The 25,948-nt window shown below is 67.8% G+C and carries 34 protein-coding genes and 1 pseudogene; 13 read left to right on the top strand and 22 right to left on the bottom strand.

Going from position 1 to position 25,948, the window contains the following annotated elements; translation table 11 throughout:
* Positions 1-5: 5 nt before the first annotated feature.
* Together ACFWZU_RS00175 and ACFWZU_RS00170 are read right to left on the bottom strand one after the other, a co-directional pair.
* A complete protein-coding gene (locus tag ACFWZU_RS00175; RefSeq protein WP_439699391.1) occupies positions 6-623 on the bottom strand; it encodes an OmpA family protein in 618 nt (205 codons plus the stop codon).
* 374 nt (positions 624-997) lie between these two features.
* A complete protein-coding gene (locus ACFWZU_RS00170; RefSeq protein WP_439699390.1) occupies positions 998-1,540 on the bottom strand; it encodes a hypothetical protein in 543 nt (180 codons plus the stop codon).
* A 200-nt stretch (positions 1,541-1,740) separates the two neighbouring features.
* On the opposite strand from ACFWZU_RS00170, the gene ACFWZU_RS00165 reads away from it, so the two are divergent.
* Entirely contained in the window at positions 1,741-1,950 is a 210-nt protein-coding gene (locus ACFWZU_RS00165; protein WP_439699389.1) for a hypothetical protein, read from the top strand.
* Positions 1,951-1,979: 29 nt separating this feature from the next.
* Here the strand turns inward: ACFWZU_RS00165 and ACFWZU_RS00160 are convergent, their stop codons facing one another.
* Positions 1,980-2,201, bottom strand: coding sequence for a hypothetical protein (locus ACFWZU_RS00160; protein WP_439699388.1), 222 nt, complete (start codon positions 2,199-2,201; stop codon positions 1,980-1,982).
* Between the two features lie 244 nt (positions 2,202-2,445).
* Between ACFWZU_RS00160 and ACFWZU_RS00155 the strand changes: the two genes are divergently transcribed.
* Together ACFWZU_RS00155 and ACFWZU_RS00150 are read left to right on the top strand one after the other, a co-directional pair.
* A complete protein-coding gene (locus ACFWZU_RS00155; RefSeq protein ID WP_439699387.1) occupies positions 2,446-4,791 on the top strand; it encodes a PAS domain S-box protein in 2,346 nt (781 codons plus the stop codon).
* A 155-nt stretch (positions 4,792-4,946) separates the two neighbouring features.
* The gene (locus tag ACFWZU_RS00150; protein WP_439699386.1) at positions 4,947-5,120 is read left to right on the top strand and encodes a small, acid-soluble spore protein, alpha/beta type; all 174 of its coding nucleotides are present in this window, start codon (positions 4,947-4,949) and stop codon (positions 5,118-5,120) included.
* Between the two features lie 96 nt (positions 5,121-5,216).
* Here the strand turns inward: ACFWZU_RS00150 and ACFWZU_RS00145 are convergent, their stop codons facing one another.
* The 6 genes from ACFWZU_RS00145 to ACFWZU_RS00120 form a co-directional block, all read right to left on the bottom strand.
* Positions 5,217-5,795 carry a GNAT family N-acetyltransferase gene (locus ACFWZU_RS00145; RefSeq protein WP_439699385.1) on the bottom strand — a complete coding sequence of 193 codons (579 nt, stop codon included), beginning with the start codon at positions 5,793-5,795 and terminating at the stop codon, positions 5,217-5,219.
* A 5-nt stretch (positions 5,796-5,800) separates the two neighbouring features.
* On the bottom strand, positions 5,801-6,001 hold the full coding sequence (locus tag ACFWZU_RS00140; RefSeq protein ID WP_439699384.1) for a hypothetical protein: 201 nt from the start codon (positions 5,999-6,001) through the stop codon (positions 5,801-5,803).
* Positions 5,998-6,408: a hypothetical protein gene (locus ACFWZU_RS00135; RefSeq protein WP_439699383.1), complete on the bottom strand. Its 411-nt coding sequence runs from the start codon at positions 6,406-6,408 to the stop codon at positions 5,998-6,000. Before ACFWZU_RS00135 ends, ACFWZU_RS00140 begins: the two co-directional genes overlap by 4 nt.
* A gap of 80 nt (positions 6,409-6,488) precedes the next feature.
* Positions 6,489-6,698 carry a hypothetical protein gene (locus ACFWZU_RS00130; protein ID WP_209615603.1) on the bottom strand — a complete coding sequence of 70 codons (210 nt, stop codon included), beginning with the start codon at positions 6,696-6,698 and terminating at the stop codon, positions 6,489-6,491.
* A 75-nt stretch (positions 6,699-6,773) separates the two neighbouring features.
* Positions 6,774-7,043 (bottom strand): hypothetical protein, encoded by a 270-nt coding sequence (locus ACFWZU_RS00125; protein ID WP_439699382.1) that lies wholly within the window; start codon positions 7,041-7,043, stop codon positions 6,774-6,776.
* 152 nt (positions 7,044-7,195) lie between these two features.
* Complete coding sequence (locus ACFWZU_RS00120) at positions 7,196-7,663, bottom strand: DUF1203 domain-containing protein (RefSeq protein WP_439699381.1); 468 nt, start codon at positions 7,661-7,663, stop codon at positions 7,196-7,198.
* A gap of 170 nt (positions 7,664-7,833) precedes the next feature.
* On the opposite strand from ACFWZU_RS00120, the gene ACFWZU_RS00115 reads away from it, so the two are divergent.
* Positions 7,834-8,022: a hypothetical protein gene (locus ACFWZU_RS00115; protein WP_439699380.1), complete on the top strand. Its 189-nt coding sequence runs from the start codon at positions 7,834-7,836 to the stop codon at positions 8,020-8,022.
* 52 nt (positions 8,023-8,074) lie between these two features.
* On the opposite strand, the gene ACFWZU_RS00110 is transcribed toward ACFWZU_RS00115, so the two are convergent.
* The 3 genes from ACFWZU_RS00110 to ACFWZU_RS00100 form a co-directional block, all read right to left on the bottom strand.
* Positions 8,075-8,554 (bottom strand): hypothetical protein, encoded by a 480-nt coding sequence (locus tag ACFWZU_RS00110; RefSeq protein WP_439699379.1) that lies wholly within the window; start codon positions 8,552-8,554, stop codon positions 8,075-8,077.
* A gap of 283 nt (positions 8,555-8,837) precedes the next feature.
* Entirely contained in the window at positions 8,838-9,131 is a 294-nt protein-coding gene (locus tag ACFWZU_RS00105; RefSeq protein WP_439699378.1) for a hypothetical protein, read from the bottom strand.
* 21 nt (positions 9,132-9,152) lie between these two features.
* Positions 9,153-10,076, bottom strand: a complete 924-nt coding sequence (locus tag ACFWZU_RS00100; protein WP_439699377.1) for a M14 family metallopeptidase — start codon at positions 10,074-10,076, stop codon at positions 9,153-9,155.
* 231 nt (positions 10,077-10,307) lie between these two features.
* Between ACFWZU_RS00100 and ACFWZU_RS00095 the strand changes: the two are divergent.
* Positions 10,308-10,463 (top strand): annotated as a pseudogene (locus ACFWZU_RS00095) (HupB); the annotation flags it as partial.
* Positions 10,464-10,549: 86 nt separating this feature from the next.
* On the opposite strand, the gene ACFWZU_RS00090 reads toward ACFWZU_RS00095, so the two are convergent.
* The gene (locus ACFWZU_RS00090) at positions 10,550-11,143 is read right to left on the bottom strand and encodes an OmpH family outer membrane protein (RefSeq protein ID WP_439699376.1); all 594 of its coding nucleotides are present in this window, start codon (positions 11,141-11,143) and stop codon (positions 10,550-10,552) included.
* Positions 11,144-11,410: 267 nt separating this feature from the next.
* Between ACFWZU_RS00090 and ACFWZU_RS00085 the strand changes: the two genes are divergently transcribed.
* Complete coding sequence (locus tag ACFWZU_RS00085) at positions 11,411-12,304, top strand: class I SAM-dependent methyltransferase (protein WP_439699375.1); 894 nt, start codon at positions 11,411-11,413, stop codon at positions 12,302-12,304.
* A gap of 8 nt (positions 12,305-12,312) precedes the next feature.
* Here the strand turns inward: ACFWZU_RS00085 and ACFWZU_RS00080 are convergent, their stop codons facing one another.
* Positions 12,313-12,747 carry a hypothetical protein gene (locus ACFWZU_RS00080; protein ID WP_439699374.1) on the bottom strand — a complete coding sequence of 145 codons (435 nt, stop codon included), beginning with the start codon at positions 12,745-12,747 and terminating at the stop codon, positions 12,313-12,315.
* The gene (locus tag ACFWZU_RS00075) at positions 12,744-13,376 is read right to left on the bottom strand and encodes a DUF5671 domain-containing protein (RefSeq protein ID WP_439699373.1); all 633 of its coding nucleotides are present in this window, start codon (positions 13,374-13,376) and stop codon (positions 12,744-12,746) included. The genes ACFWZU_RS00080 and ACFWZU_RS00075 overlap by 4 nt, the downstream gene beginning before the upstream one ends.
* Before the next feature lie 527 nt (positions 13,377-13,903).
* On the opposite strand from ACFWZU_RS00075, the gene ACFWZU_RS00070 reads away from it, so the two are divergent.
* Together ACFWZU_RS00070 and ACFWZU_RS00065 are read left to right on the top strand one after the other, a co-directional pair.
* A complete protein-coding gene (locus ACFWZU_RS00070) occupies positions 13,904-14,524 on the top strand; it encodes an SEC-C domain-containing protein (RefSeq protein ID WP_439699372.1) in 621 nt (206 codons plus the stop codon).
* A 101-nt stretch (positions 14,525-14,625) separates the two neighbouring features.
* The gene (locus tag ACFWZU_RS00065; RefSeq protein ID WP_439699371.1) at positions 14,626-15,522 is read left to right on the top strand and encodes a hypothetical protein; all 897 of its coding nucleotides are present in this window, start codon (positions 14,626-14,628) and stop codon (positions 15,520-15,522) included.
* 79 nt (positions 15,523-15,601) lie between these two features.
* On the opposite strand, the gene ACFWZU_RS00060 is transcribed toward ACFWZU_RS00065, so the two are convergent.
* The 5 genes from ACFWZU_RS00060 to ACFWZU_RS00040 all read right to left on the bottom strand — a co-directional run bounded on the left by ACFWZU_RS00060 (position 15,602) and on the right by ACFWZU_RS00040 (position 21,322).
* Entirely contained in the window at positions 15,602-16,105 is a 504-nt protein-coding gene (locus ACFWZU_RS00060) for a hypothetical protein (protein WP_439699370.1), read from the bottom strand.
* 13 nt (positions 16,106-16,118) lie between these two features.
* Positions 16,119-16,523 (bottom strand): hypothetical protein, encoded by a 405-nt coding sequence (locus ACFWZU_RS00055; RefSeq protein WP_439699369.1) that lies wholly within the window; start codon positions 16,521-16,523, stop codon positions 16,119-16,121.
* Between the two features lie 167 nt (positions 16,524-16,690).
* A complete protein-coding gene (locus ACFWZU_RS00050) occupies positions 16,691-17,302 on the bottom strand; it encodes a hypothetical protein (RefSeq protein WP_439699368.1) in 612 nt (203 codons plus the stop codon).
* A 165-nt stretch (positions 17,303-17,467) separates the two neighbouring features.
* Positions 17,468-19,858, bottom strand: a complete 2,391-nt coding sequence (locus ACFWZU_RS00045; protein WP_439699367.1) for a PAS domain S-box protein — start codon at positions 19,856-19,858, stop codon at positions 17,468-17,470.
* Between the two features lie 216 nt (positions 19,859-20,074).
* The gene (locus ACFWZU_RS00040; protein ID WP_439699366.1) at positions 20,075-21,322 is read right to left on the bottom strand and encodes an MFS transporter; all 1,248 of its coding nucleotides are present in this window, start codon (positions 21,320-21,322) and stop codon (positions 20,075-20,077) included.
* A 493-nt stretch (positions 21,323-21,815) separates the two neighbouring features.
* Here ACFWZU_RS00040 and ACFWZU_RS00035 point away from each other — a divergent pair, with 493 nt between their 5' ends.
* Positions 21,816-22,064, top strand: coding sequence for a hypothetical protein (locus ACFWZU_RS00035; protein WP_439699365.1), 249 nt, complete (start codon positions 21,816-21,818; stop codon positions 22,062-22,064).
* 262 nt (positions 22,065-22,326) lie between these two features.
* Here the strand turns inward: ACFWZU_RS00035 and ACFWZU_RS00030 are convergent, their stop codons facing one another.
* On the bottom strand, positions 22,327-22,611 hold the full coding sequence (locus tag ACFWZU_RS00030; protein WP_439699364.1) for a DUF3253 domain-containing protein: 285 nt from the start codon (positions 22,609-22,611) through the stop codon (positions 22,327-22,329).
* Between the two features lie 151 nt (positions 22,612-22,762).
* On the opposite strand from ACFWZU_RS00030, the gene ACFWZU_RS00025 reads away from it, so the two are divergent.
* From ACFWZU_RS00025 to ACFWZU_RS00010, 4 genes are all read left to right on the top strand, one after another.
* On the top strand, positions 22,763-23,527 hold the full coding sequence (locus ACFWZU_RS00025; RefSeq protein WP_439699363.1) for an EAL domain-containing protein: 765 nt from the start codon (positions 22,763-22,765) through the stop codon (positions 23,525-23,527).
* 354 nt (positions 23,528-23,881) lie between these two features.
* Positions 23,882-24,355 carry a hypothetical protein gene (locus tag ACFWZU_RS00020; RefSeq protein ID WP_439699362.1) on the top strand — a complete coding sequence of 158 codons (474 nt, stop codon included), beginning with the start codon at positions 23,882-23,884 and terminating at the stop codon, positions 24,353-24,355.
* On the top strand, positions 24,355-24,765 hold the full coding sequence (locus tag ACFWZU_RS00015; protein ID WP_439699361.1) for a hypothetical protein: 411 nt from the start codon (positions 24,355-24,357) through the stop codon (positions 24,763-24,765). Before ACFWZU_RS00020 ends, ACFWZU_RS00015 begins: the two co-directional genes overlap by 1 nt.
* A 264-nt stretch (positions 24,766-25,029) precedes the next feature.
* On the top strand, positions 25,030-25,815 hold the full coding sequence (locus ACFWZU_RS00010) for a hypothetical protein (protein WP_439699360.1): 786 nt from the start codon (positions 25,030-25,032) through the stop codon (positions 25,813-25,815).
* 20 nt (positions 25,816-25,835) lie between these two features.
* Here the strand turns inward: ACFWZU_RS00010 and ACFWZU_RS00005 are convergent.
* Positions 25,836-25,948 (bottom strand): integrase core domain-containing protein (locus ACFWZU_RS00005; protein ID WP_439699801.1); only part of this gene is annotated, 113 nt, incomplete at its 5' end.

Below are 25,948 nucleotides of genomic sequence, written 5' to 3'. Positions count from 1 at the left end.
CGTGATCAGCCCGTGGTGGTGCCGGAAGACATCGACGAATCGCCGGTGGACTGCCCGGCAAAATCCACCACCAGCGTCACGCGGCGGTTGGAGGCGCCTTCCTCGCGCGTCTTGCCACGTTCGACCTGGCGATCGTTCGCCTCGCCGTAGCTGACCGCACGCAGGTGGTCGGCGGACAGGCCGCTCTGCACCAGATAGTCGCGCACCGCTTTCGCACGGCGCTCGCCGAGGCGGCGGTTGTAGCTGGCCGAGCCGGCCGGATCGGCAAAGCCCTCCACCGTGATCACGGCATCGGGGTAGTGCTGGCGGACGACCTTGGCAAAGTCGTCGAGCAGCGGCTTGTCCTCGTCACGCAGGGTGGCGTCGTTGAAGGCGAAGTGCGCGGCGGTGTCGAGCCGCACGCGGCCGGCCATCTGCGAGATCTGCGCGTCGTACTTGGCGAAGCGCTGCTGCATCTCCTGGGTCAGCGAATCGAGCTGCTGTTGCTGCTTCTGGTCGTTGGCGCGCAGTTCGGCGATCGCGGCGTCGTAATCGGCCTTCTTCACGTAGTTGGTGCAACCGCCAAGCGCGATCGCCGTAACTACCAGCGACCCCGCGGCCCACCGGAATGTCGAATTGACCATGTGCGCCTTCTCCTTCATGAGCGAGCCCTTGGCGGGTGCCTGCCCTTCGGACAGCCACCAACCGTGTCGGCCCAGAGCCTCGGACCGTAGCACCGCCGGTCGCCCGCTACCTTGACGTTTCCTGACTCGGATCGCCGAACGTGCGCAAGGGCACGTTGCCGGATGTGCGGGGTTCATGGACGTGCAGGGCGTGCATGCGCGAGGCCTCGATGCCTGGCCCGCGTGGCTCACAGGCCGTCCCGTTCAAGAGCACGAATCGGCCGGGCTCGGTCTGCCGCGGCCGCGCGCACCCGGGTCGAATCCATGCCCGCCCGGGGCGACCCTTCAAGAAGAGGCAGCAAAGCGCGCGGACGCTCCCCTCAGGGCACGCGATGTCAGATCTGCTGGTCGCGCTGCGCGTCGTTGCCGCTCTGGCCGCCCTGGATCACGCCCTCGTCCGGCTCCTGCCCCGGCATGTGCGCCGGCGCCATGCGCGCAGGGCCGCCGGGCGAGCCTGCGGTGCCGCCGCGGTTGGGCGAGTCCGCGCCGGTGGTGCGGTCGGCCGGGTCGCGGGGCATGCCGTGCACGCGCTGATCCTGCTGTGCGCCCAGGTCGGCTGCGGCACCGGGGTTGCGCGAGGCCGGCACGCCGTTGCTGTCGCTCGCGACAGGACCGCCGTCGTCGCCGGTGAAACCCTGCTCGACGCTACCCTTGCGGGCCGGGCCGCCTTCGTCCAGCGACAGGCCGGGCGGATCCACGCGCGGCAACCCGCCAGGCAGCCCGGCGGCGGCGTCGAACTCCTCGCGGGCCGCCTGCGCCACCTTGCGACTGATGCCTCCCTGGCTCTGCGTGTTGGAGCCGGCGGTCTTGCCGCCGGCATCAGGGGCCATCGGGCCTCCGATCGGCTCGCGGTCGCGCTCGTCGTGCTGGTTGCCCATGGCATGTCTTCCCGTGGCTTGGCGTGCGGGAAGTCTCGCGCGCAGGCCGTCAGGGCAGTGTCGAAAGGCGCCAGCGGCCTCATCGCCGCGGCCGTGGCCTGCGCATTACAGGTATCTAACACGGGTAGGTGCACATTCAGCTTCCCTGGCGGCGGATCACGCGCCGCCACGGCCCGGCTCGACAGTTCAGGAACGCGCACATGACCACGCATGCACAGCTTCCCCACGACTCCCTGTGGCCCGCCACCCGCTGGCGCCAGCTGGCGCTCCGCCTGGGCCGCCAACTGGGCCTGATCGCCGAGCAGGCGCCCGCCGTTCCGCCTACCCGCCGCCAGCAGCTGCTCGCGGCGCAGGACCGCCGCCGCGCCGAACAGCGCCGCGTGGCCGAGTTGGCGCGCGGCCACCGCTGAGCGTTCGGCCAGGAACTCCGGTCACACCGTCAGGGGCCCAGCACCCAGTAGTAGAAGTCCTCCGCAATCACCTTCTCACCCGCTTCGGGCGCATATCCGTAACGCGCCTGCTCGCCGCGCGCCACGATCTGGCGGGCGAACGCCTCGGCCAGGCGCCGCGTGGGATCGCGGCCCAGCAGGAATGCGCGAAAACCGTCGTAGCGGACGCGCTCGGTCTTCGCATCGGACTGGATGATGTGGTCGACATCCACCGCGCAACTCCCATGTCGGAACAACCTGCCGGCGATCCCGCAGGATCGCCTGGCAAGTCAGCCTACGTGCCCCGGGGTGAAGTTGCCGCGCGCAATCGATCGTCGCCATCTGCATCCAGCTGACGCGCTCCGGCGCCGCCCACGGAACCTACACGTTCCTTTGCCCCAACGGGTCTGACGCTGGGGTCGCTTGCGCATCCACTTCTGCGCGAGCGACGCCTCACACCCACCGGACCCTCCAGACATGCCCTCCCATCGCGATGCCGACGAGGAACCCGGTCGCGCCAGTCGCGAGGCCAGCCTGGCGCAGGAGAACGCGCGCCTGCGCGCCGCGCTCGTGCGCGCCGGGGTCGACGTGGACCAGGCCCTCGGCGAGGCCGATGCCGCGCGCGCCGTGACCCGGCAGGTCCGGGACGACGCGGCGACCGCCACGCAGGAACACGAAAGCGCCATGGCGCAGGGTCGTGCCAGGCTCGCCGACGCCGAAGCACTTAACGCCGACCTGCGCCGCAGCCATGCCGCGCTCGCGGCCAGCCAGGCGGCGCTGAGCAAGAGCCGCGAGCAGTTCCGCGGCCTGTTCGCGATGAACACGCTTGGCGTGATTATCTGGGGGCCGGACCAGACGCTGGAGGAAGTCAACGACGGCTTCCTCACCATCACCCGGCTCACCCGTGAAGAAGCGCTCGGCCTGACCTGGCGGGCACTGACGCCGGCGGAGTTCCACGCCGCCTCGCTGCGCGCCATCGCGCAACTGGAAGCGACCGGGGAAAGCAAGCCCTACGAAAAGCAGTACCTGCGCAAGGACGGTTCGCGCTGGTGGGGCCTGTTCGCTGCGCGCAGGGTAGGCGACAGGACGCTGGAAGTGGTGCTGGACGTCAGCGACCGTTACCACGCGCAGGCGGCCCTGCGCGAGAGCGAGGAACAATTGCGGCTGATCGTGGAGAGCGCCCGCGACTACGCGATCCTCGCCACCGATCCCGAAGGCATCGTCACGCGCTGGCTGCCCGGCGCGACCGCCGTGTTCGGCTGGAGCGCGGAGGACATGATCGGGCGCCCGGCGACCGCGATCTTCACGCCCGAGGACCGCGCATCGGGCTGGCCCGCCGAGGAGATGGCGATCGCCCGCGAGCACGGCGTGTCTCCGGACGTGCGATGGCACCTGCGGCGCGACGGCTCGCGGGTGTTCATCGAGGGCCACATGATGGCGTTGCGCGGGCCTGACGACGAACTGCGCGGCTACCTGAAGATCGGCCAGGACGTCACCGAGCGCTGGACCGCCGAGGAACAACTGCGCCGGAGCGAGGCGGCGCTGCGCCACCTCAACGAGACGCTCGAGGCGCAGGTCGACGCGCGCACCGCCGAGTTGCGCCAGGCGGTGGAAGCGCTGCACGCCGAGGCGGTCGACCGCGTACAGGTCGAAGAGGCCCTGCGCCAGGCACAGAAGATGGAGGCGGTCGGCCAGCTCACCGGTGGCCTTGCGCACGATTTCAACAATCTGCTCACCGGCATCGTCGGCAGTCTCGACCTGCTGCAACGTCGCACGGCGCAAGGCCGCTACAACGACCTGGACCGCTACATCGCCGCCGCGCGTGGCGCCGCGGACCGCGCGTCGGCACTTACCCATCGCCTGCTCGCGTTCTCCCGGCGGCAGACGCTCGATCCGCGGCCGACCGACCTCAACGCGCTGGTGCAGGACATGGTCGAACTGCTCCGGCGCACCATCGGCCCGCACATCCGGCTGGAGGTCGAACCCGCGGACGGGCTGTGGACCACGCTGTGCGATTCCAACCAGCTGGAAAACGCGTTGCTCAACCTCTGCATCAACGCCCGCGACGCGATGCATGGCGGCGGGCGGCTGGCCATCGGCACCGGCAATGCCCGGCTGGACGCCGCGGAGGCGAAGGGTCTGGACATGGTGCCGGGCGCCTATGTGGCGCTGCGCGTGTCCGACACTGGCACCGGCATGCCGCCGGAGGTGAGCGCCCGCGCCTTCGATCCGTTCTACACGACCAAGCCGCAGGGCCAGGGCACCGGGTTGGGGCTGTCGATGGTGTACGGCTTCGCCCGCCAGAGCGGCGGCCAGGTGCGCATCGACTCCACGCCCGGGCGAGGCACCACCGTGACGATCTACCTGCCGCGCCACAAGGGCAAGCCGCAGGTCGATACCAGCGCCGGCGAGCTGGCGGACGCACCTCCGGCCGGCGCCAACGAGGCCGTGCTGGTGGTCGACGACGAGCCGACCGTGCGCATGCTGGTGGGCGAGGTGCTGCGGGAACTCGGCTACACGGCGATCGAAGCGGCCGACGGGGCGTCCGCCTTGCGGGTACTGCAGTCGCAGGTGCGCGTGGACCTGCTGGTGACGGACATCGGCCTGCCCGGCGGCATCGGCGGCCGGCAACTGGCCGACACGGCGCGGGCCTCGCGGCCGGCACTGCGCGTGCTTTTCATCACCGGCTATGCCGAAAACGCCGCCCTCGGTTCGCTCGAGCCAGGCATGCAGGTGATGACCAAGCCGTTCGCCATGGATGCGCTGGCCGCGCGCATCCGTGACATGCTCGGTGGCGTGCCGCAGGCCGGCGGGCCGCCCTGAAAAATCTCCCAGCGGCGGACGTCTTTTTTTCAGGCGGCAGCGTCGTTTCCCTCGGCCATCCGCGGTCTGCAGCGTTGGCGCCGCCCTTGCATCGTCATGGGAGCCTGGCCATCCGGTCGGGTATCACGCGTAACTCCCCACCCCACGGAGGCACCATGGCAAACCAGCGAGACAACGAACGCAGCAACCAGCAGTCCGGTCGTTCGTCCAGCGACGACAACGGCGACATGACCGTTCGCGAAGCCGGCCAGAAAGGCGGCCAGCGCGTGCGGGAACTGGTCGAGGAAGGCAAGGAGTCCGAGGGCGGCCGCAGCGACAGCAATCGCTAGGACTCCCAAGGTCCGCGGACAGAAGAAGCCTGGCTCGCGCCAGGCTTTTTTGCTGGGTGCGCGGGCCCTATCCGGCTCTCGCCTTGAAGGGAGGCTTCAAGGTGACGGCCGAGTCGCGGTGCCGTTATCTGTCCCCTCCCTCGCGAGGGGTTCGCCGGACGAAGAAGGGCTCTGCCCCAGCGCCAGGCAGAAGCCGAACACCGCCAAGTCGCCCTGCATGAAATCCAGTTCCGGCGCGCGCTCGAACCCCAGCCGCTCGTACATGCCCCAGGCCACCTGCATGGCGCGGGTGGTGTGCAGCACCACGCGCGCGTGGCCGTTGCGCTGGATGCAGGCCCCGGTCAGCGCCCGCCCCACGCCCAGGCCGCGTGCGGCCGGCGCCACGCCAAGCAGGCGGATGCCCGAGGCGTGCGTGAGCGTGCCGGCGATGCCGCCGGAGCCGTACTGCGCCATGTCGCCGAAATACACCACGCCGCCGAGCAGCCGGTCCGCCTCGTCCAGCGCCACCAGCAACTGCGCCTGCGGCCTGCGGGCGAACTCGCCGATGTTGGCCAGCAGGGCGTAGTAGCGCGGCTGTTCGTCCGGCTTGGGGAAGCCGTCCAGCCGCGCGTACACGTCCACCAGCAGGCGCCCGAGTGCCTCGAACTCGTCCGGACGGGCCTCGCGGATGCGCACGCCGGTTACTGGTCGCTCGAACGCACCCGCGCGAGTCCGGCCGGCGTCAATTCCAGCGTCGGCCCGCCTTCGCAGATCCGTTCGGGTTCGCGCACCAGGCCGGCGAGCATCAGCCGCGCCGCCGCGGCCTCGGGCACGGTGGCGCCCTGCCCTTCGGCCACGCGGGCGAGGTGGGCCAGGTCATCCAGGTCGAGCTTGTCGGTCATCGGCGGAGGTCTCCGGTGGTTTCACGGCTGCGTGCGAACGGCCACCAGCCGGTGCCGCTCAGTGCATAGCGGTCGGCCGCCCGTTCGAACCGATTGTGCACGCTGACGCCTCCGCAGAGCAGGTACAGCGGCAGGAACAGCGGGCCGAGCGTCATGTACTGGTAGACGTGCGCGCGCTCGTGGCCGGCCAGCGACACGTGCGGCTCGACGGCGTGTCCGGCGCGATGTGCGTAGGTGGCGCAGGCCACGTCGAGGCTGTCGCCGGTGTGCAGGATGACGTTGCCCAGGGTCAGCGCGCCCGGAAAGAACCACGGCATCCGCGCGAACACCAGCGCGAACTCGCGCGGGCGCCACTGCGCGCGGGCGCCAAGCATCAGCCCGATGCCGCCGGCGAGCAGGCCGGGCAACGTGTTGGGCGAAGTCCACAGGCTGCCGAGCGCGACGCCCAGCCAGGCGACCGGGCGCAGGTCGAGCCGCGCGTGCGCCCTCAGCAGGACCCCACCAGCTCGTGTGCGAACGAACTGGCCGCCGCCATCGCCTGGTCCTCGTCGCGGAAGTGTTCGCCCGGCACCACGCGCAGGGTGCCGTCCGGCAGGCGCACGGTGACGCTCAGCAGTCCGTCGGCCTGTTCGTTGAGGATCGCCACGAAATGCTTGCCGCTGTCCTCGAAGGTGCGCTCATGGTGGGTGTGCTGCATGGAGGGGCTCCACGTGGGTGGGTAGGTTCCATCTTGCGGGCGGCCTTCGCCAACGCAAGCAGGCGCGGCGGTGCGCTACACCGGCAATGGGCCCGGCGGATACGGAATCGGTATCAACGCCGCATCGCCCTGCTTGCGCTTGGCCGCCGCGATGCCTGCCTGGCAACCGGCTTCGGCCGCCTCGAACAGGTCGGCGAAGGGCGCGTCGCCACGGACGGTGTCGGTCCGGATCAGCGGCAGCCCCGGTTGCGCCTGCAGCAGCGCGAACTGCCCCACGAAGCCGCGGCCCTCGGTGGGCACGATCCACGAGCCCACCATCACGATGTCCCCGACGAGGTACGCCATGAACCTGCTCCTCCGCCTCGGCAGGGCCATGGTGGGCTCGCGCGCCATCACGCCGGCATGAAAATCATGCGTACAAGGCAGTGAAGTGTGACCGCGTGCTCATGGCACGCCAGGGCGATGCACCACCGTGAGGTGCTGCGCCGCCCACGACTTCAGGTGCGGTCGATCCGTGCGGCGTAGCAACCACGCGTGGCGTAGTGGGCATGCAGGTAGGCCACCTCGGGCTGGGCGAACAGCCGCCCGATCGCCGCTTCCAGGTCGATGCCCTGTACAAGTTCGGCATCCGCCATCATGCCGGCGGCATCGAACGCGCGCAGCGAGATCGGCCGGATGCGCAGGACCTCCGGGATGCGGTCGACGACGTCACAGGCGGTGGTCGCGCCCTCGCGCACGAAGATGGCGTGGCTGGCGCGAAACGGCGTCGCCGCCGGCTGATGCATGTAGTTCAGCAGCAGCGCCGTCTCGCCGGGCTCGAGGTCGCGCACCTCGATGCGGTCGGGAAATCCGGGCGCATGGTCGACCCGATAGCGGCGCGCGCCGGCGGCCGCCAGTGCCTGGTCGTCCAGGCCGAACAGGTGACGGAAAGGCGCGGGTGAAAGCCCGCGGATGCGGAAGGCCATGGCGAGCTCCGGTGGGTGGCGTGGCGCAAGCCTGGGCCTGTCGCCGCCACCACACACTCCGGTTCTTGCGCCGCCAAGCCCCGCCTGCTGGCGGATTCCGAACGATGCCCTCACGCCGCGCTTCCGCGCGCGCATCCACCATGGCCGCAAGCCATCGATCGGAGCAGCGCATGAACACGTCCCATCCCGGCAAGGGCGACGGATCCGACCGCAACCCGCGCGCCGGCGGCGACCCGGGCGAGGCGATTCCCAAGCGCCCGGCCGACACGACCGCCAGCGGCGAGGCCACAAACGATACCGGCGAGGACAACCAGCGCCAGAAGGGCGAGCGACCGGCAGAGGATTACGTGCGTCGCTGAGCGCACGCGTGGCGGGTCTTCGCGGGCCACGCCACCCGCCGGTCGCTTTGCGTCAGAGGCCCGAGTTGCCGAGCGTCTGCGGGGTCGACAGTTCGTTCAGCGCCAGCTTCTGGCGCTGGTAATCGATGAGCAGCTGATTGGCCTTGAGGTATTTCTTTTCCTTGATCGCGTCCTGCATCAACTGGGCGATTTCCTGATCGCTCTTGCCGTGCAGCGACGTATGGTGCGAGCGCGCGGCAAGATCGGGGTCGTAGGCATCGGCGACCAGCTTGGCACCCTCGGGCGACATGCCCATGCCTTTCCAGGCGTCGGCAAGCTTGGTACGCAGCTTGTCCAGGTCGGCCAACGAGTCCCTGTACCCCTGCTGCTGGGCCCGGCTCATCGCCTTGACCCTGCTCTCCCCCTCCCGCGCACGCAGATCCTCGAAGCTCTGCACGGGCTGGGAATGCTGCTGCGGCTGCTGCGGCTGCTGTTGCGCGAACGCCGCCGGTGCCGCCAATGCCACTGCGATGCCCAAAGCCAAAGTCTTCATGACCCCATCTCCTCAGGTTGGGCCGGCCGGGTGCGACCGGCGTGCGGAACTCCCTTGCTCCAATGCGCATCCTATACCCGCAAACGGCGCCGCGCGCGCGGGGCCCGGCGCCGCTGCCCACGCCACAACGCATGTCAGAAGACAGGACGCCAACACTGTTTGCGCTGGTGACGTTGCGCCAGAAACCGGCGTGCCGCACGCACCCGCCGTGCCGGCCGAACTCGGCAGCAAGGCCATCGTGGTCGACCCAACCACGTCACGTGGGCTACCCGCAGGGAATGGCCTAGCGCCGCCCGCTGTCGCGGTTGAATTCGCAGCGGTAGCGCCTCGAGCTCGCCTTCGGATAGGCAAACCACAGCACCGCTTCCCCGTCGGCCTTGTCGCCGAGCAGGGCCGAGGCCGCATCGAGTTGCCGCTGCGTGGTGACAAACGCCAGGGCGAATGTCACGCGCGACGGCCCGGCCGGATCACGCAGGACCATGACGCCCTCAAGTGATTCCAGGGCCGGTTCGAAGCTGGCAGGCGCGTCGACCACGAGGATCTCGGCCTGGTGCTTCAGGTTGAGCTTGGCAAACACCGGCGGCATCCGGGACTCCGGTCAGCGGCCGTGCGCCAGCGCGAAGTCGATCGCCGCGCGCACGGCGGCGACCTGCGCCTCGTTGCACTGCTCCGCGGTCGCCTTCGGGCTGTCCGGATAGACCTCGGTGGTGGTCTTGTACGGCGCATCGGTGATGCCGGCGCACAGGCCCAGTTCCCTGAGCGGGTAGCGGATCACCCCCGGCGCCACCACGGGCGAGCCGATGATCTCGCCGTGGGCGTCGGCCGGCGCGATATGGGTGACCCTGGCCACGGCCTCGATCACCGCCTGCTGGAAGGCCGGCTGCGGGTGGGCGCTGTCGTCGACGAGGTAGAAGCCGTCCGGAATCTCGCCCGGCTCGAACGCCACGCCATCGCGCGCGGCCAGGGCCGGGCGGAACTCCGACTCGTCGGTATCGGTCGTCTCGTGCAGGTCCACGTGCACCAGCACGCGATCGCGCAGCGGCGCCACCAGGCGCATCAGCGCTGCCGATTCCTGCGCCGGACTGTCGTCGCGGAAGGAGCGGTTGGGGTCGATCGCCTGCGCATTCCAGCGGTGGATGCGCTCGTAGGCCCACGGGCTGACGCACGGTGCGATGAGCAGGTTCACCTTCCCTTCGTAGCCCGCCGCATGGCGATCGGCGAACAGCAGCGCGCCGTGCACGCCACTGGTTTCGTAACCATGGACACCACCGGTCACCAGCACGCAGGGAAGCTCCTGGCGCCAGTTGCGGGTGCGGATCGCGAACAGCGGGTAGCTGTCGGGCTGGTAGTCCAGGCGACCGTAGGACTCCACATCGAGCCGGCCACGCAGGCGGTCGATCACGGCCAGCACGTCGGCCTCGTAACTGCGCTGGCGGGTCTGGCGCGACAGCCATGCCGCCACCTCCGCCGGCCCCCAGGGAGCGCCGGGCGTGCCGATCGGGTAAGGGGCCGGGTTCGTCATCGCGTCGCTCGCTCTGGCATCGGGAGGGAAGCGGAACACTCTAGCACCGCGTGGGAAACGCGCCGGCCGGTTGCCCGCTGGCAAGGAGGCCCGAGGCTTGCCTGTGCAGGCGGACGGACGCCTGAGGCGTCGCGCGAAGCCTTTCCTTTACGCGGCCGTGGTCGGCTGGCGACCTTGCGTTAACCGCCCGACCGCTAGCGTCGGAGACCAGCCAGCCACGGGAGTTGAGCCATGTCCAAGGGCGACAAGTCTTCCTACACCGACAAGCAGAAGCGCCAGGCACACCACATCGAGGAAAGCGAGAAGAAGGAAGGCAAGTCCGAAGACACCGCCGAACGCATTGCCTGGGCGACGGTGAACAAGCAGGACGGCGGCGGCAAGAAGTCCTGACCGCCGCGTACGACCAGGGGCCGGGTGTTCCCCGGCCAGGGCCCGTCCGGACCGGACGGGCCTTGCCGTAGCGGACGCGGCGCTTACTTGCCCGCGTTGGCGGGCAGCGGCTCCAGGTTGAAGCTGATCGTGGTGATCTTGCCGTCCAGGCCCTGCACCACGCCCGGCGTCAGGTCGTTGGCCATGTTGCCGCCGAGCACCGAGTCGCGGTCCAGCAGCAGTCCGCAGCCGTGGCTCTTGTAGACGCTGGCGACGATCGGCTCGGCGTCCTGGCCGATGCGCTGCATCGCCTTGGCGCGGGTGAGCTGGATGCGCTGGTCCAGTTCGCCCGCCTGGCCGCGAAACGCCTGCAGGCGCTGCTGCAGGGATTCACCCTGCTGCTTGCGGTCCGCCTCGCTCAGCGACTGGAGCTTCTGCTGGAAGCTCTTCAGGTCGGCGTCCAGCGGCTTGCGCTGGTTTTCCAGCTGCGTGCGCGCCTGCTCCGCCAGCTGCCCCAGCCGCTGGCTCGCCGCCTGGCCCACCTTCGACTGCGCGAAGACCGCCTCGCGCGAAAGCATGCACACCCCCGGCACCGGGTTGCCACCAAGATCGGCGGCGCTCGCGGAGGAGACGGGGAGCGTGGAGAAGCCGGCCACGGCGACCAGCGAGGCGGCGAGGAACGAACGCGAAAGATTCATGTCGGGCAGTCCGGTGTTTGGGTGATGGTCCGTGGACCCGCTGGGGACACGGCAGTTCCCCAGCATACTGGACGGGCGCCCGGCCCCGGCATCGGACAAAGGGAAACCGGGCCGCCGCCCGCCAGCGCATCCGGCCAGCCGGCGACGAATCCATCTGTTCGTCGACCCGCCCCTTTCCAGGGGTCAGCCAGGCCGCTTGACCTCAAGTCGGCTTCAACGGGCACAGTGACCTCTCCCGCCTCCTGCAGGCAGACCCGGAAACAAACCATGGACGTCGCACAACCGCTGGATGGTGGCCAGTCGGCCCTCTGGAATGGCGCTGCCGGCCACGCCTGGGTGGCCATGCAGCAGGTGCTCGACCAGATGTTCGAACCTTTCGAGGCGGTCCTCGTCGCGGCAGCGGCGCGCGAACAAGCGAGCGAGGTGCTCGACGTCGGCTGCGGCGCCGGGAGCACCACCCTGGCGCTGGCCGCGCGATCCGGGGCACAAGGGAGCTGCCTGGGCATCGACGTGTCCGAACCCCTCGTGGCACTCGCCCGGCAGCGTGCCGGCCGGGCCGGCGCGCAGGCGCGCTTCCTGTGCGCAGATGCCGAAAGCCATCCGTTCGCGCCGGAACGCTTCGACTTCGTCACCTCGCGCTTCGGCGTGATGTTCTTCGCCGATCCGGTGCGCGCTTTCGAAAACCTGCGCCGCGCGGCAGCGGCTGGCGCGGCCCTCAACTTCGTGGCCTGGCGCAGCGCCGCGGACAACCCGTTCATGACGGCAGCCGAGCGCGCCGCCGCGCCGTGGCTTCCGTCACCTGCCGGGCACCAGCCCGGCGGCCCCGGCCAGTTCGCCTTCGGTGACGGCACGCGGGTACGGCAAATCCTGGAACGCAGCGGCTGGGTGGACATCGCGGTCAAGCGCCTCGACCGCGATTGCGCCTTCGCCGCGCGGGACCTGGAGGCCTACCTCACGCAGATGGGCCCGCTGGGGCGCGCCCTGCCCCACGTGGACGCGCCCACGCGCGCCCGCGTGATCGACGCGGCGCGGGCGGCCTTCGAGCCTTACGTGCACGGGGCGGAGGTGCGCTTTACCGCCGCGTGCTGGCAGGTGGAGGCTCGCGCGCCCGCAAGGGCGGACCGCCGCCGCCTGGCCGCCGACGGCAGGCGCCGGCCCTGAGGGAGCGGTCAGGGGCGGCTCGCCCTCAGCGCGAAGCAGTAGCGGCCTGCCGGATGCGCCCATTCGATCGCCTCGGCGGAGAGGAGCCGCCCGCGCTGCGGCTGTTCGGGCTCGGAGGCTGCGTCGAACGTCGCGCACAGGCGATAGTCCTGTTCGCCGGTCACCGCATACTCGAACGGCGCACCGGAGACCGGGTCGCGAACGTCCCCGCCCCCGTGCACCCAGGTCATCGCCGCGAGCCGGGACGGCAGCGCGTGGTGCTCGGCCCAGTGGTTGTGCACCGCCAGCGCGACCGACTGCAGGGCGGCCACCCTGCGCTCGTCCAGCCGCAACGCGCGCTGGTGGACCGGCGAGCCGATCATCCACAGCCCGCCGGCTACCGCGGCCGCCATCGCCACGCTCGCGGCGGCGGCCAGCATCACCCCCGGTCGCCGCGCGCTCATGCGGTCTCGTCCTTGTGCAGGTCGCGCAGGTAGAAGCCCAGGATCGTGCCGGCGATCACCGCCACCACGACGACCTTGAGCACGAAGCGCATCGTCAGCTCGCCGCCCAGCAGGTTGTCGAGCAGCGCGATCAGGTCGCACAGCAGTGTCACCGCCGCGATGAACAGGGTCAGATAGGTCAGCCAGCGACGCACCGCCGACTGCCGCCGCACCGGTTGCCGCTTCAGCTCGCCCGCGATGCGCCAGGACAACCACAGGAACACCGGGAACGCGACCAGGATGGTCGCCACCGACGAGCGGATCGCCGGCGTGAAGAAACCCAGCGGCATGCTCGCGTCGGGAAAGGCGCGGTTGATCAGCTGGAACAGCAGCGCGCCGAAATGGAACGCACTGAGGTAGAGCGTGGTGAAAAGCACCAGGTAGAGGAAAGCCTCGCGCGCCGAGAGGTAGGCCCGCGGCCGCGGCACCGGCACGGCGAACGCCACCTCGGAGAACGCCGACAGCGCCTCCTGCACCTGCTCCGGCGCCCAGCCGGCCGCGTGCAGCGCCGCGGCGATGTCCTGCCGCGCGCAGCCGCGCATCAGCGCATCCCGTACGAACGGCTCCAGATCCCTTGCGCCTGCTGCCATGAGTTTCCCCTTTTTGGACACCCGCCGGTGCGCACCATTGGACCACGCACCTGGACATCGTGCTGGACGCCCGCCTGCCTCCCGTACGGACAGGCCTTGGGCGCGGCTTCCCGTGCCTGTCCCGGCCGATGGGGCCGAAGCCGGGCGACTTCGGGACACCACCGTTTCGCCGGCACGGCAGGCTGCGCGCATCGCCCGCAGGGCGCTGCCTTTCCGGCCGCTGCCCGTGGGCACGCGAGAGCCCCGCCTCCCGCCCGGTGACCGCCTCGGCATACGGCATCGTGCTTCGATGTTGCCTTCGCAGTCGCCGTGGCAGCCTCGGGGATGGGCCGCTTCGCATGTGCCGGCCAGCACCGCCGCGTTGCCGTGGCGGCCACGTCATCCGCGGCACGCGCGATGGCGCAGACGCGAGCGAAGCAGCGCCATGAAGCCGGGGCGGCACGACGCACGGTGCCGCCTTCCACGCACCGCGCCCGCGCCACCGACATGCATGCCGGAAGGCCGGGCAACACCGAGCGGAGGTTGCGATGTTCACGACCACGACACCTGCCCGGATCGGTCCGTCCGTGCGACGGCTGATCGCCACCGTGACGCCCGGCGGGCGCGCCCGCTACCTGCAGGTGCGGCCGGCACCCGGAGCGACGGTCAACGGCTGCTTCTCCAACGTGCGCGCCAAGGTCGCGCGGGATGGTGGCCGCATGCTGTGCGGCTGGCAGCTGTGGGAGTGGCCGCGCGTGCTGGTAGAGGCCGAGTTCCACGCCGTCTGGCTGTCGCCCGGCGGGGACATGGTCGAGATCACGCCCAAGCCCAACGGCGAAAGCTCGATCCTGTTCGTGCCGGACGAGCAGCGCGAGTACCAGGGCGAAGTGGTCGACAACGTCCGCCTCGCGCTGCACGACGACCAGCTGGTAAAGCACTTCATCCGCGTGTCCCGGGCCATCGTGCAGATCATGGCGCGCAGCGGGCAGCCCGCCGGGCAGGGGCGCGTGCGCGTGCCGGCGGAGCAGATCGCGCCGCTGCGGCAGGCCCAGCATTTCCTCGGCTACGCGATCGATGCGGACCTGCGCGAACACGATCCCTGCCTGTGCGGCAGCGGCCTGCGTTACCGGCAATGCCACGGCCACGACCTGGAGCTGGCGCTGGCCTGACCGCCCCGGTCCGGGTCCCCGGCGAGCGGCCTTTTTAGCTGGCCGCACGGCCACTATGCTCGCGCGGACGGCGCGGGGGCGCCGATCCAAAGGGGATCACCATGACGACTCGTTCCAATGGGCCGGCGGCAGGCTTCGGCTGGCTGGCGCGCGGCATCGAGGTGGCACGCCGCCACCCGGGGCCGCTGCTGGGAGGCGCCGCCCTGTTGCTGGTGACATGCCTGCTGCCATCGCTGGTCACGCTGCCGTACCAGCTGCACGCCATGCAGCCCGGCGTACAGGCGAGCCCGGCGATGCTCGGCGGCCTGATGCTGTTGTCGATGCTGTTCGGTCTGCTGGTATTCCCGCTGTACGCCGGCTACCTGCAGGTGATCGACGCGGCCGAACGCGGGCAGCGGGCGCGCGCGCGCGACATCTTCAAGCCGTATGCGCAGGGCCAGGCGCTGCGCCTGATCGGTTACGCGCTGCTGATGATCGTGGTCTACGTCGCGCTGGCCGCGCTCGTCCTGATGGCCGCGGGAGGCGGGCTCGCCGGCTGGTACATGCAGGCGATGACCGCCCAGCTCAACCACGTGCCGCCGCCCGCCCTGCCCGCGGGCTTCATGACCACCGTCGCGCTGCTGGCGTTGCTCGGCCTGTTCATGATGGGCTTCTACGCGATCAGCCTTGGCCAGGTGTCGCTGGGCCAGCGCAGCGTGTTCGGCTCGCTCGGCGATGGTGTGGTGGGTGCGCTGAAGAACGTGCTGCCGCTGCTGGTGTTCGCCCTGAGCATGCTGCTGGTCTGGATCGTCGCCTCCATCGCCCTCGTGCTGCTGGTGCTGGTGGTGACGTTGCTGGCCAAACTCGTCGGCCTGTGGCTGGTGTTCGCGCTGGCGATACCGCTCTACATCGCCATGGTGGTCGCGATCTACGCGGTGATGTTCGGTGTGATGTACCACCTGTGGCGCGACGTGTGCGGCAGTGCCGCACCGCCGGCCATGGCCTCGGTCGCCGTCTGACGGACGACCGTCCGCGACAAGGAAGGCGGCCACTGGCCGCCTTCCTAAAACTTGAGCCCCAGCCGACCCAATCTAAATTTTATTCGTTGCCCGCAGAGGAAATCGTTCCTTTCCTTACGAAAACTGCGTCGTCGATCTTTTCGAAAGCGGTTTGGTAGGCTTTTGGCTCAAGAATTGGCGTGTCGAGGCTTTGGTTCTGACCGTAATGCCCAGAGTTGTTCATACTATTAACAAAGTTCAGCCGAACCCGCACAAACCCAGGCCTGATATCCTCGACAAAGGCAGTCGCTTTTGTCTGACCACTGGAGGTAACGCCCGCCATTGCCTGCCAGAAACCGGTCTTATTTGAGCTTGGGCTTGCGGCTGTTATGAACCCCGTGTCCTTGTCCGCGCTTTGAACGATATATCCCAGGTCCTGGAAAACGCTCAAGACCGAACCGAAAACCACTGTCTTACTTGCCTCAAACTCTTTGGTTTGAAAGGACTGTATCTGCAAGGCATTTGGAGCAGGTTTAGTCGCAGGCGCGCAACCTACAAGCATACCCATAGCCAAGCAAACGGAAAAAATATACTTACCCTGCATCTCAGCGCCCCTGTTAGAATTCGCTCGAACGACTTCTGAAATCCGAAACCAGATTGTCTTTCCCAAACTTTATAATGAGCGTCATGGTTCTCTGTGTTTGCTCAAAACCCGCAGCCGAGTTATCGCCGCCAGCAAACACTACCGTCCAATAACTGTGACTTGAGGCCGACTGCGTAACTGTGGCTTGGCGCTGATAGGTCCACACTTCCTGACCCGCGCCGTCGATTGTCGTGATGTTGGGCGCACCAAAATGCTCGAGCACGTCAGCTTTTGAGGTTTCTCCAACCTTGACGTTCATCTGTACATTGCCATGAGTTAGCTCGCTGTTTCGAGTTGTGACTGGCTTTGTATTGCCTTGGACACATCCCGCAGCGGCTAGCACGAGCAGCACGACGATCACCTTGTGTACCAACCTCATGACGCATCCCTCAGATTTCACGCAATCGCGCGGCAGTTCAAATGTAAACCAGACGTGAACACGTGCCAAGCATGAACGCGTGCCGGGGAAGGAACTATCGAAGACAACACCATTTGATTTATCAATCGCACGTCGCTCTCCCGATCCTAAAGTGGGAGAGGCCAGCATCAGCGTCCGGGTGCGGGGACGACCGGGGTCAGTAGCTTGATCGCCAGATCGTCGAAGCATCCGGAGACTGCGTCGCGGAAGCCCCGGTTGCTGTGGACCATCACCGCGAAACCCTTCAACCGATACGGCACGAACGCCGCGGCCTTGGCCGGCGCACCGTTCACCGTGCCGGATGCAACGCAGACCACCGAGTCCTGATCGACGGGTACATGCATGTCCTGCACGAACGACCAGTCCGTCCTGGCATCCATCAGGTGCCGGGTGATCAGATTGGAGATGCCGCCCGCCGGGCCGGAGCCCAGGCGATGCGGGAAGAAATCGATGACCGCAAGCTCGCGCAGCTCGACATCCAGATCGCCCGACGCGGCAAGGTGGCGCCCGAGCGCATCGCGCAGTTGGCCGACCGCATCCGGTTTGACAGTCTTGTCCGCCAGGAAATAGAGCGCCGAGAAATTCGAATCGCGCCGCGCCTGCTTCTGCGCCACCGTCCTCAGGTCGTTGACCGATACCCTGCCCGCCGCGGCAGCAACCGCCTGCGTCGACGCTCCCCACGCGGCCAGCCCCAAGCCCGCCCAGAGCCATGCCCGGGCGAGCGTCCCCCACATCGTCATCGCAATTCCCCTGTCGACCGTTCCGTGTCCGCTCGCCAAAGGTAGCCGCGCAGGCCGGACGAACTCAACCGGACCGGCCAGCGGCCCGCACCCATCGGACGGGGACTCTGCCGAGCCCCACGCGACCCATGGCGAAACGCAGGCAGCGGTCCGGCGCTACCCCGATCATTGCGTCTCGGCCCGCGGCAGGGAAAACACGAAGCGCGCCCCTTTATCGATTTCCTCGTCCAGCCAGAGGCGCCCGCCGTGGGCTTCCACGATGCCCTTGCTGATGTGCAGTCCCAGTCCGGTGCCTTTGGCATTCGCCTGGCCGCCGGACCAGTACGGCTCGAAGACGAGTCCGCGATGCTCCAGCGCGATGCCCGGGCCGTTGTCAGCGACCGACAGGCAGATCTCGTCACCGCTCAGCTCGGCGCCGAGCGTCACGTTGCCTCCCGGCGGACAGAACTTGATCGCGTTGCCGAGCAGGTTGCCGAGCACCTGCTGGATGCGCTCGGCATCGCAGGCCACCGCGGCGCCATCCGCCGCGTTCACCACGCGCAGGGCCAAACCCTGCTCGAGCGCCAGCGGCTGATGCACTGCGCAGGCCTCCTCGAGCAGCGACGCCACGCTGACGGGCGCTGTCTGCAACGAGAAGCGCCCGCTCTGCAAGGTCGCCAGGTCCAGCAGATCACGGATGAGGAATTCCATCCGCGCCGCCGCCCGCCGCATGAGCTCGAGCATGCGCAAGGCCTGACCCTCACCCTTGGCGCCGGGCAGGTGCCGCCCGAGCATGTCGAAGCTCAGCTGCAGCGATGCCAGTGGCGAGCGCAGGTCATGCGACACCACGGCGAGCAGTTCGTCGCGCATCCGCGTGGCCGCCTGGGCGTCGAGCTGGGCACGTTTGAGGTCGGTGACGTCGACCACCACGCCGGCCACTCCGAGGTGCTCGCCGGAGGCCGTTCGCACCGGCGCGTAATTGGCCAGGAAATGGCGGGTGCAGCCGGGATGCTCGGGGTCATCCAGGCTCATTTCCTCGCCGAGCAGCGGCGTGTCCCGTGCCAGCACACCGCGCAACAGCGCCTCCAGGTGCTCACCCAGGGCCGGGATGATCTCCTGCACGCGCCGGCCCAGGTGGGCCTCGACCGACTTGCCGTTGAGCTGGGCCAGCGCCTCGTTGACGTGCAGGTAGCGCAGGTCGGCGTCCAGCACGCCGATGCCGACCGGGGCGGCGTCGATGATCGCATCCAGGTGCGCCCGTGCACGCTGCTCGGCCAGCCAGCTGCGCTCGCGCTCGGCCTCGGCGCGCTTGCGCGTGCCGATGTCCTCGATCACCGAAATGAAGTATTCCGGACGGCCCTGGAGATCGCGCACCAGCGATGCGGTCAGGTTCGCCCACAACAGGCTGCCGTCCCCACGGATGTAGCGCTTCTCGATGGAATAGGTGGGGATGTCTCCATCGATGAGCTGCTGCATGAGCTCCAGGTCGCCGGCAAGGTCGTCCGGGTGGGTGATGTCCTGAAACGTTTTTGCATGCAGTTCGGCCTCGCCGTAGCCCATCATCTGGCACAACCGCGGGTTGAACCGCAGCCATTGCCCATCCAGGGCCACGTGCGCGATGCCTACCGCCGCCTGGTCGAAGGTCGCGCGAAAGCGCTGCTCGCTCTGGTGCAACTCCTCGCGCAGCAGGTGCTGGGCGATGGCGGTGCTCGCGCGGTCGCACAGGGCACGGAAGAAATATTTGTCCTGCTCGGAGAAGTCGTTGGCCGTGCGTGATCCCATGTGGGCCACGCCTACCACGTCAGCCCCGGCCAGCAATGGCACGCCGTAGATGGCGCGTACCCCCACTTCGCGGGCGACGGGGCTTTTCATGATTGGACTGTGGCTGGCATCGCGAAGCATCTGCGGGCGGCGCGTGCGCGCGATCAGGCCGGCGAACCCCTCGTCGAGGTCCAGCGTGTAACGCGGCGGCAATCGGCCCTCCAGCCCAGCCGACGCCCAGGTCACCAGGCGCTCGCCCTCGCGAAGCAGCACCACCATCGTATCGGCCGCGCCCACGCTCTGGAGGAAGACGTCGATCAACTGCTGGAGCAGCGCGTCGAGCGCGGAACTCTCCAGCGCCGCCCGCGAGATGCGGTCCAGCCCCATCAGCGTACGCTGCTGCACGGCAGCATAGGCCTTTACCGCGGTGGCGATCGCATGATCGATGATGCCGGTGACCTGCCGCCATTCCGCCGGCGCGATAAACACGCGCCGGCGGTCGATCAGGTCGAGGATGCACAGGCGCAGCTGCGAGTACTCCTCGACGACTTCGTACAGGTCCACGCTCTGCTCCAGCCGCTGGAGCGCATGCGCTGTTGCGGCAGGCGGCGGCGGGCCTTCCTCGCCCACGGCGGCAGCCTCGGTCAGCGCGATGTTTTGGTCGAGCAGTCCGCCGACGTCGTCGCGCAACGCCGCGCCGGCGAGCGTGCCGTCCGAAAGCAGGGGGCGCACCGCGTTCGCCCAGTCGTCGAGAATGACCTGGCGCTCCCGGCGGAGAAACTGGCTGACGGCGAGTCTTTCGAGGGAGGTAGGCATGGGCTCCAGGCGACGGTAAGGCCCCGGGAAGCTTTCCGTCTAACACAGGGCCTGCGACGGTAACTGAAAAGGGGCCCGCGCGACGCACTGCCATTTACCTTTGTGACGAGCCGGCGAATTCATGGGCTGCCCGGCCCTGGATCACTGCACGGATTACCAAGCGACCAAGGGCTTTACGGTGCCGCTGGCTCCGGAGGCCGTGCAGTGGCCTTGTCGCTAACGTGCCGCGCGGTCCTGCTCGACCCGATCGTCGTCGCCCGCATGCAGATCCAGCGAGCTGGCGCCCGTGTTCACCATCGGCACGAAGTTGTCGTCGGGGGTCACTTCACGCTTGCGGTGGACGAAGCGGTAGAACGCATAGGTCGCGAGCGTTCCGTCGAGGATGGCGAACCAGACGAACAGCAGCTTCGGCCCGAGCAGACTCATGAGTGTGCCGGCCAGCAGCGGCCCGAGCGCCGAGCCGATCCCGTTGACCAGCAAGACCGTGCTCGATGCGGTCAGCAGCTCGTCCCGGTGGACGTAATCGACCAGGTGCGCCACGGCGATCGGATACAAGGTGAGGCTCATGCCGCCGAAGGTGAAGATCACCACCATCGCCGCCGCGCCCCCGGGGTTGGACAGCAACAGGTTGGTCAGCGCCGCGAGGCCGGCCACCGCGCTGATGAGCGACAGCGCCAGGCGCCGGTCGATGCGATCGGAAAAGCGGCCCAGCGGCCACTGCAGCACCACGCCACCGGCAATGCCTACGCTCACGTAGGTGCCGATGCCACCCGGATCCAGCCCACGGGCCGCGGCGTACACCGGCAACAGTCCCCAGAACGCGCCCAGCGCCAGGCCCGAGAGCAGTGCGCTGACCAGCGCGGTCGGCGCCAGCCGGAACAGGTGCCCGATGCGCACCCGCGGCACCGAGCGGATGTGCGGTTGCGGCTGGCGGCTCGTCACCACCGGCAGACTGGCCGCGCAGAACAGGATCGCCACCACGCAGAACAGCACGAAGCCGTCGCCCTGGATGCGCAGGAGCTGTTGCGCCGCGGCGCTCGCGCCCAGGTTCACCATCATGTAGATCGCGAAGACCGAGCTGCGGTGCGCCGGATCGGCCGCGACGTTCAACCAGCTCTCGATGATCGCGTACAGGCCCACCAGCAGCAGACCCTGCAACACGCGCAGCACCAGCCACACGCGGTACGCCGGATCGAGCGCCTGCACCAGCACCACCAGGGTCACCAGCGCCGTGCAGAAGGCGAAAGTGCGGATGTGGCCGATGCGGTGGGTGAGCCGCGGCACGGTGTAGGTGCCGACCAGGAACCCGGCGTAGTAGGCCGACGTCAGCACGCCGATCATCGCCACGGAAAAGCCGAGCGCCCGCCCCTCCAGCGCGATGTGCGAATGGAGCAGCCCGACGCCCATCAGCAGGAACACGGTACTCAACAGCAGGGGTGTGGAAGTACGGAGGCTGGTCAGCATGGATGCGCGGCAAGGCGGGCGAAGGACCATCCTATCGCCCCGGCCTGACGCGCTCCGTGATGAGGACTGAGGCGCGCCGGCCAGTACCTGCGAGCACGGCGTGGCGCCGGCGGTCGCGCCGGCGTGAGGGAGATCGTCGGCCATTCGCGCATGCGGCGCTTGGACGTGCCTGCGGGACGGCCCGTGCTGGTCGGCGTGTCGACGCGCACGTCGCAATGATCCGGTGTGCTTCGAGAGCGACATTGCCTGCAGGCGGGCACGAACGACCGGTCCGCCGCCGATGCGCGGTCGCCGGTTCCGTCCGGCACGGAAAAAATATCGCGGATCGCGGTCGCGGTCGCGGCGGCGGGGCAACTCCCTCGGCCGGTCCATCGAACGCTCGCCTGCGCCAGTCCCCGACACCCGGTCATCGCGGGCACCGCCTTTGCGCACTCTTCACCCCCCGGGGAAGCAGCCTAGGCCCAACCTGTCCCAACCAAACCGCGGAGGTGCCATGCTCCAGCTCAATCCGCCCTTGCCGCTGACTACGCCCAAGGGCGAGGGCTTTGCCCATATCCTGATCGATTACGGTCCGGAGTCGGACCTGTACTGGACAGTGTTTATCACCGCGACCGGCGAGATCTGGACTTTCGCCAACCGTGACGTTCGGGCCAGCAAGAACATCACGCTCGGTCGCACCCATCCGCAGTCGCCCCCGGGCGAACCACGCGGCCCGGTGCCGATGCGGCCGATAGCCGGCTGAGCGATACCGCCCGAGGCGACAACCGGGCGCAGCACCGCACTTGCCCCATCTGCTCCATCGGCAGCTTGAGCAGGCAAGCGCGCAGCGAAAGCCCTGGCAAGGGCGGCTCGACCACCTCATGGCTACCACCCAGTGCCATGGACGACCGCGAAAAAGGCAAACGGGCCCGCAACAGGGGGACCAACGTCACTCTTGCCCGCAGGACCATCCCGCCATCCCAAAGGCGACGACCATAGGCGAAACGACGATGCCTCGACCGCGCTCAGCCCTTTATCGGGCCGCTGTCCGGCGCATGCAGCCTGATCGGTCCACACCCCAGCCGTTCCGGGGCCAACGTCGCGCCGCGACGGGTGATGCGCAACTGTCCGCGAGCGGCCAGCCTGGCCGCCACCGTACGCACGCGCGGCATGAGCGCGCGCCAGGCCGCCTCGTCGTGCGGGGCAAGTGCGCGGGCGACCTCCGAGGGACAGATCGAAGATGCGGGCGAACGCGCCGCCAGCAGTGCGATCAGGGTGGCTTCGATACGCTCATCGAGGTCGGCGGCCATGGGCGGGTCTGAAGTGCAAGTGGACAGGCAGTATTGGCGAAAACATCGCTTGCCGCGTGACTGGCCAGACCGCATCCGACGCGAGGCCTTCATGCGGTCGAACGCCTCCTTGAGGCACCATGACCGCCCGCATGAAAGAGGAACAACATCGGTGGAACCTGCTCCAGATTGCAGCGCGTGCCGCGATGGCGATGCGCTGGGCTTCGATTTCAGCATGGCGTTCCAGCCCATCGTGGAACCAGGCGCACGCCGTGTCTTCGCTTACGAAGCACTCGTTCGCGGGCTCGATGGCAGCGGCGCCGCAGGCGTTCTGGCCAATGTCACCCCGTCCAACCTCTACCGCTTCGACCAGGCCTGTCGACTCAAGGCCGTCAGCCTCGCCGCGCGCCTGGGCATGCAGACTCGGCTGAGCATCAACTTCATGCCAAACGCGGTGTATCAGGCGGCCACCTGTCTACGTGCCACATTGGCAACCGCCAGGCGGCAGGGCTTTCCCACCGAGCAATTGATGTTCGAGTTCGTCGAGCACGAACAGGCGCACGACATTACGCACCTGGCCAGCATCATTGCCGAATACCGCCGGCACGGGTTCGTCACCGCACTGGACGACTTCGGCGCCGGCTACTCCGGCCTGGCCCTGCTTGCCGACATCCAGCCGGACCGAATCAAACTGGACATGGCGTTGATCCGCGGCATCGACCACGACCCCGTGCGTCGGTGCATCGTGAGCCACACCCTTGCCATGTGCGCGCAACTGGGGGTCGCGGTAATCGCCGAGGGCATCGAAACGGTGGGCGAATGGCAGACCCTGCAGGCCATGGGGGTCGAGCTGTTCCAGGGCTACCTGTTCGCACGCCCCGGATTCGAGTGCCTGCCAGAGGTGCAATGGCCTGAGGCCGTGCCGGCGGCTGGATAAAAAAGGCGGGCTGGATGACCGAAAAGGAACAGTGCCGGATCAACGTTTGCCCTCCGGCCGGATTTTCCTTGCCGTACTTTCAAGCGGGGGCGATCTTGTCCCTAAGCGCTTCGTCCTCAGCCCGATCCGGGACTGCGATGTTCACGTAGCCATTGGCTAGCGGCGCTTCCATTTCCGCGCTGTTCTCTTCCCGGGTAAATGTTCCTGACACCCTTGGCTGCCATCACGCGACGATCACGTCAGGCCAACTCCCGCGCCTGAAAATGCCCGCTTGGTGCGGGTTCCTGGCAAGCCCCGGACGGCATACCGGGACAGGCCTGACCGCGGCCTCCACACGGAGCAAGGAGGGTCTGCATGTTCGTCTCAGACCGCATCGTGTTCGTCGAGCTGCAGAAGACCGGGTGCACGCACATCCGCAACCTGCTCATGGAACTGGTTGGGGGCCAACTCGTCGAGAAACACAACCAGGTCGATCCACGCATGTTTCGCGACGGCCGATGCTTCCTGGGATCGGTGCGCGACCCGTGGGACTGGTACATTTCCAACTGGGCGTTTTCCTGCGGCGGCCAGGGCGAGCATTTCACCTACGTGGCTCAGGAAGGTTTCAAGATCCGCAGCCTCGGGTGGCGCAAGCACCCGCTAGCGGCGCTGGTGCGCCTGCTGGAAAGCCGACCCAACCGGCATGCCGAGCAGTGGAAGCGCACGTTTCGCGACGTCAACGATGCCGGCGCGTTCCGCGAATGGCTGCACATGATGCACGACGAGTCCCATCGCACCGAACTGGGCGAAGGGTACTGGCGCTGCGGCTTCAGTCGATTCGCCGATTGATGACCTTTCGCTACATGAAGCTGTATGCCTGCAAGAAGGGCGAACTCGGCGCCCTGCGGACCGTGTCGACGCCCGAACAGCTGGCCGCGGTCGAGCGGCAGCAGTGCTTCATCGATCATTTCATCCGGACCGAGAACCTCGAGCCGGACCTGCTCGAGGCCTTGCGACAGACCGGCATCGAGGTGCCTCCGGCCGCCGCGGCCAGCATGGCCGCGCGGCCGAGGACGAACACCTCGTCGCGCAGGCGAGATCCGGCGTACTACTACGACGCCACCACCGAAAAACTGGTGGGCGACCGCGAAAGACTGATCGTCGAGAAGTTCGGCTATCGCGCACCCAGTGAGCGTGCGGACCTGCGTGGCCTGGAGCAAGAAAGAGGGTCGGGTTCATTTTCGAGGCCTAGAAAGTGAACCTGACCCCGTCTTCTTCGACCCCGTTCTTGCGTCCATCGAGCGACCGGGATAACTAGCCCGCGCGCGCGGGCAGGAAAGCTATGTGCCTAACGACCCCGGCGGCAAAATGACGACCCGTATTTCGCGGGGTCAATTATCCCTGCGCCTTTGTTTCCCTTTCTTCACCCCGGCGTCGAAATGGTGATCCGTGTGTCGCGGGACCAAATCAATTGTCCTGGCACCTTTGTTGCAAATGAGAAGGCAAGTTGCGGAGGAAGCGTAATGCTCGATTGTGACCGAATGACTTTAGCGCGGGCCCTGGTTGCGCACCTACTTTGTGTGCCGGTTTTGACTTGGGCTCAGACCACAGGCGCCGCACCGCCCGGTCCGACGGCCCTTGAAAGCCAAATTAAACACGAGCAGTTTGTCAATGCTCGTGCATGTCTCGGCAAGACTGCTACATCCATTAGGGAGTATCAGGCCCGCGAGATTTGCGATGCAGCCCACATGCGTGACTGCGTAGACCTTGCTGATGGAAAAAATGCTACCGGCGAAGGCAAGACAAGCGAGCAGCAAGCCATCTGTCCCAGCAGCGATCCCGATGTACTGGAGAAGCAGTACCATGCAGCCGTGGAGGATGCGGCCTCCAGAGGGTTCGCGGACGCACAGATATGTTACATCCAGGGCGAATTTCGGCTTACTTCACCAGCCGAGATCGATAAGTACCGGCGCACCTCCAAAAAGTATATCGAAGAGGGTCTTCAGCGCGGCGACTGGCGGGTTGTATACCTACTTGCGACGCCCATGGACTCAGCTGCTCACGGGCTTGGAGCCATGTCCAGCCTCGATTTCATTGGCAGGCCTTTTACGGTTTATAGAGCGACCCAGCTGCTTATGCTGGGGGCAGACGACAAATATCGAAAGGAACTGGCCGCGCGTACCGAATTTCCTTCCCGATTCCTATCAAAGGCCCAGGCGGATAAAGCCAGGCTTTCGGCACGCAACCTTTACCGGGCGCACTTCATTAACTCTCCGGTGTTGCACAACGACCTTGACGTCTGCCCCTAATCATTGCGTAAGCTCCCCCGTCAAGCAGACACTTCAAAAGTAGAACGACTGGCGGCTTGTTGGCGGTACTCGGCGGGTGTCAGATCACCGAGCGATTCGTGGGGGCGTTGCTCGTTGTAGTCGAGCATCCACC

Origin of the sequence: Frateuria sp. GZRR33 (genome assembly GCF_051900425.1) — a bacterium.
GTDB lineage: Bacteria > Pseudomonadota > Gammaproteobacteria > Xanthomonadales > Rhodanobacteraceae > Frateuria_A.
The sequence above is the reverse complement of the archived record's forward strand: the minus strand, read 5'-3'. Positions and strand labels throughout refer to the sequence as shown.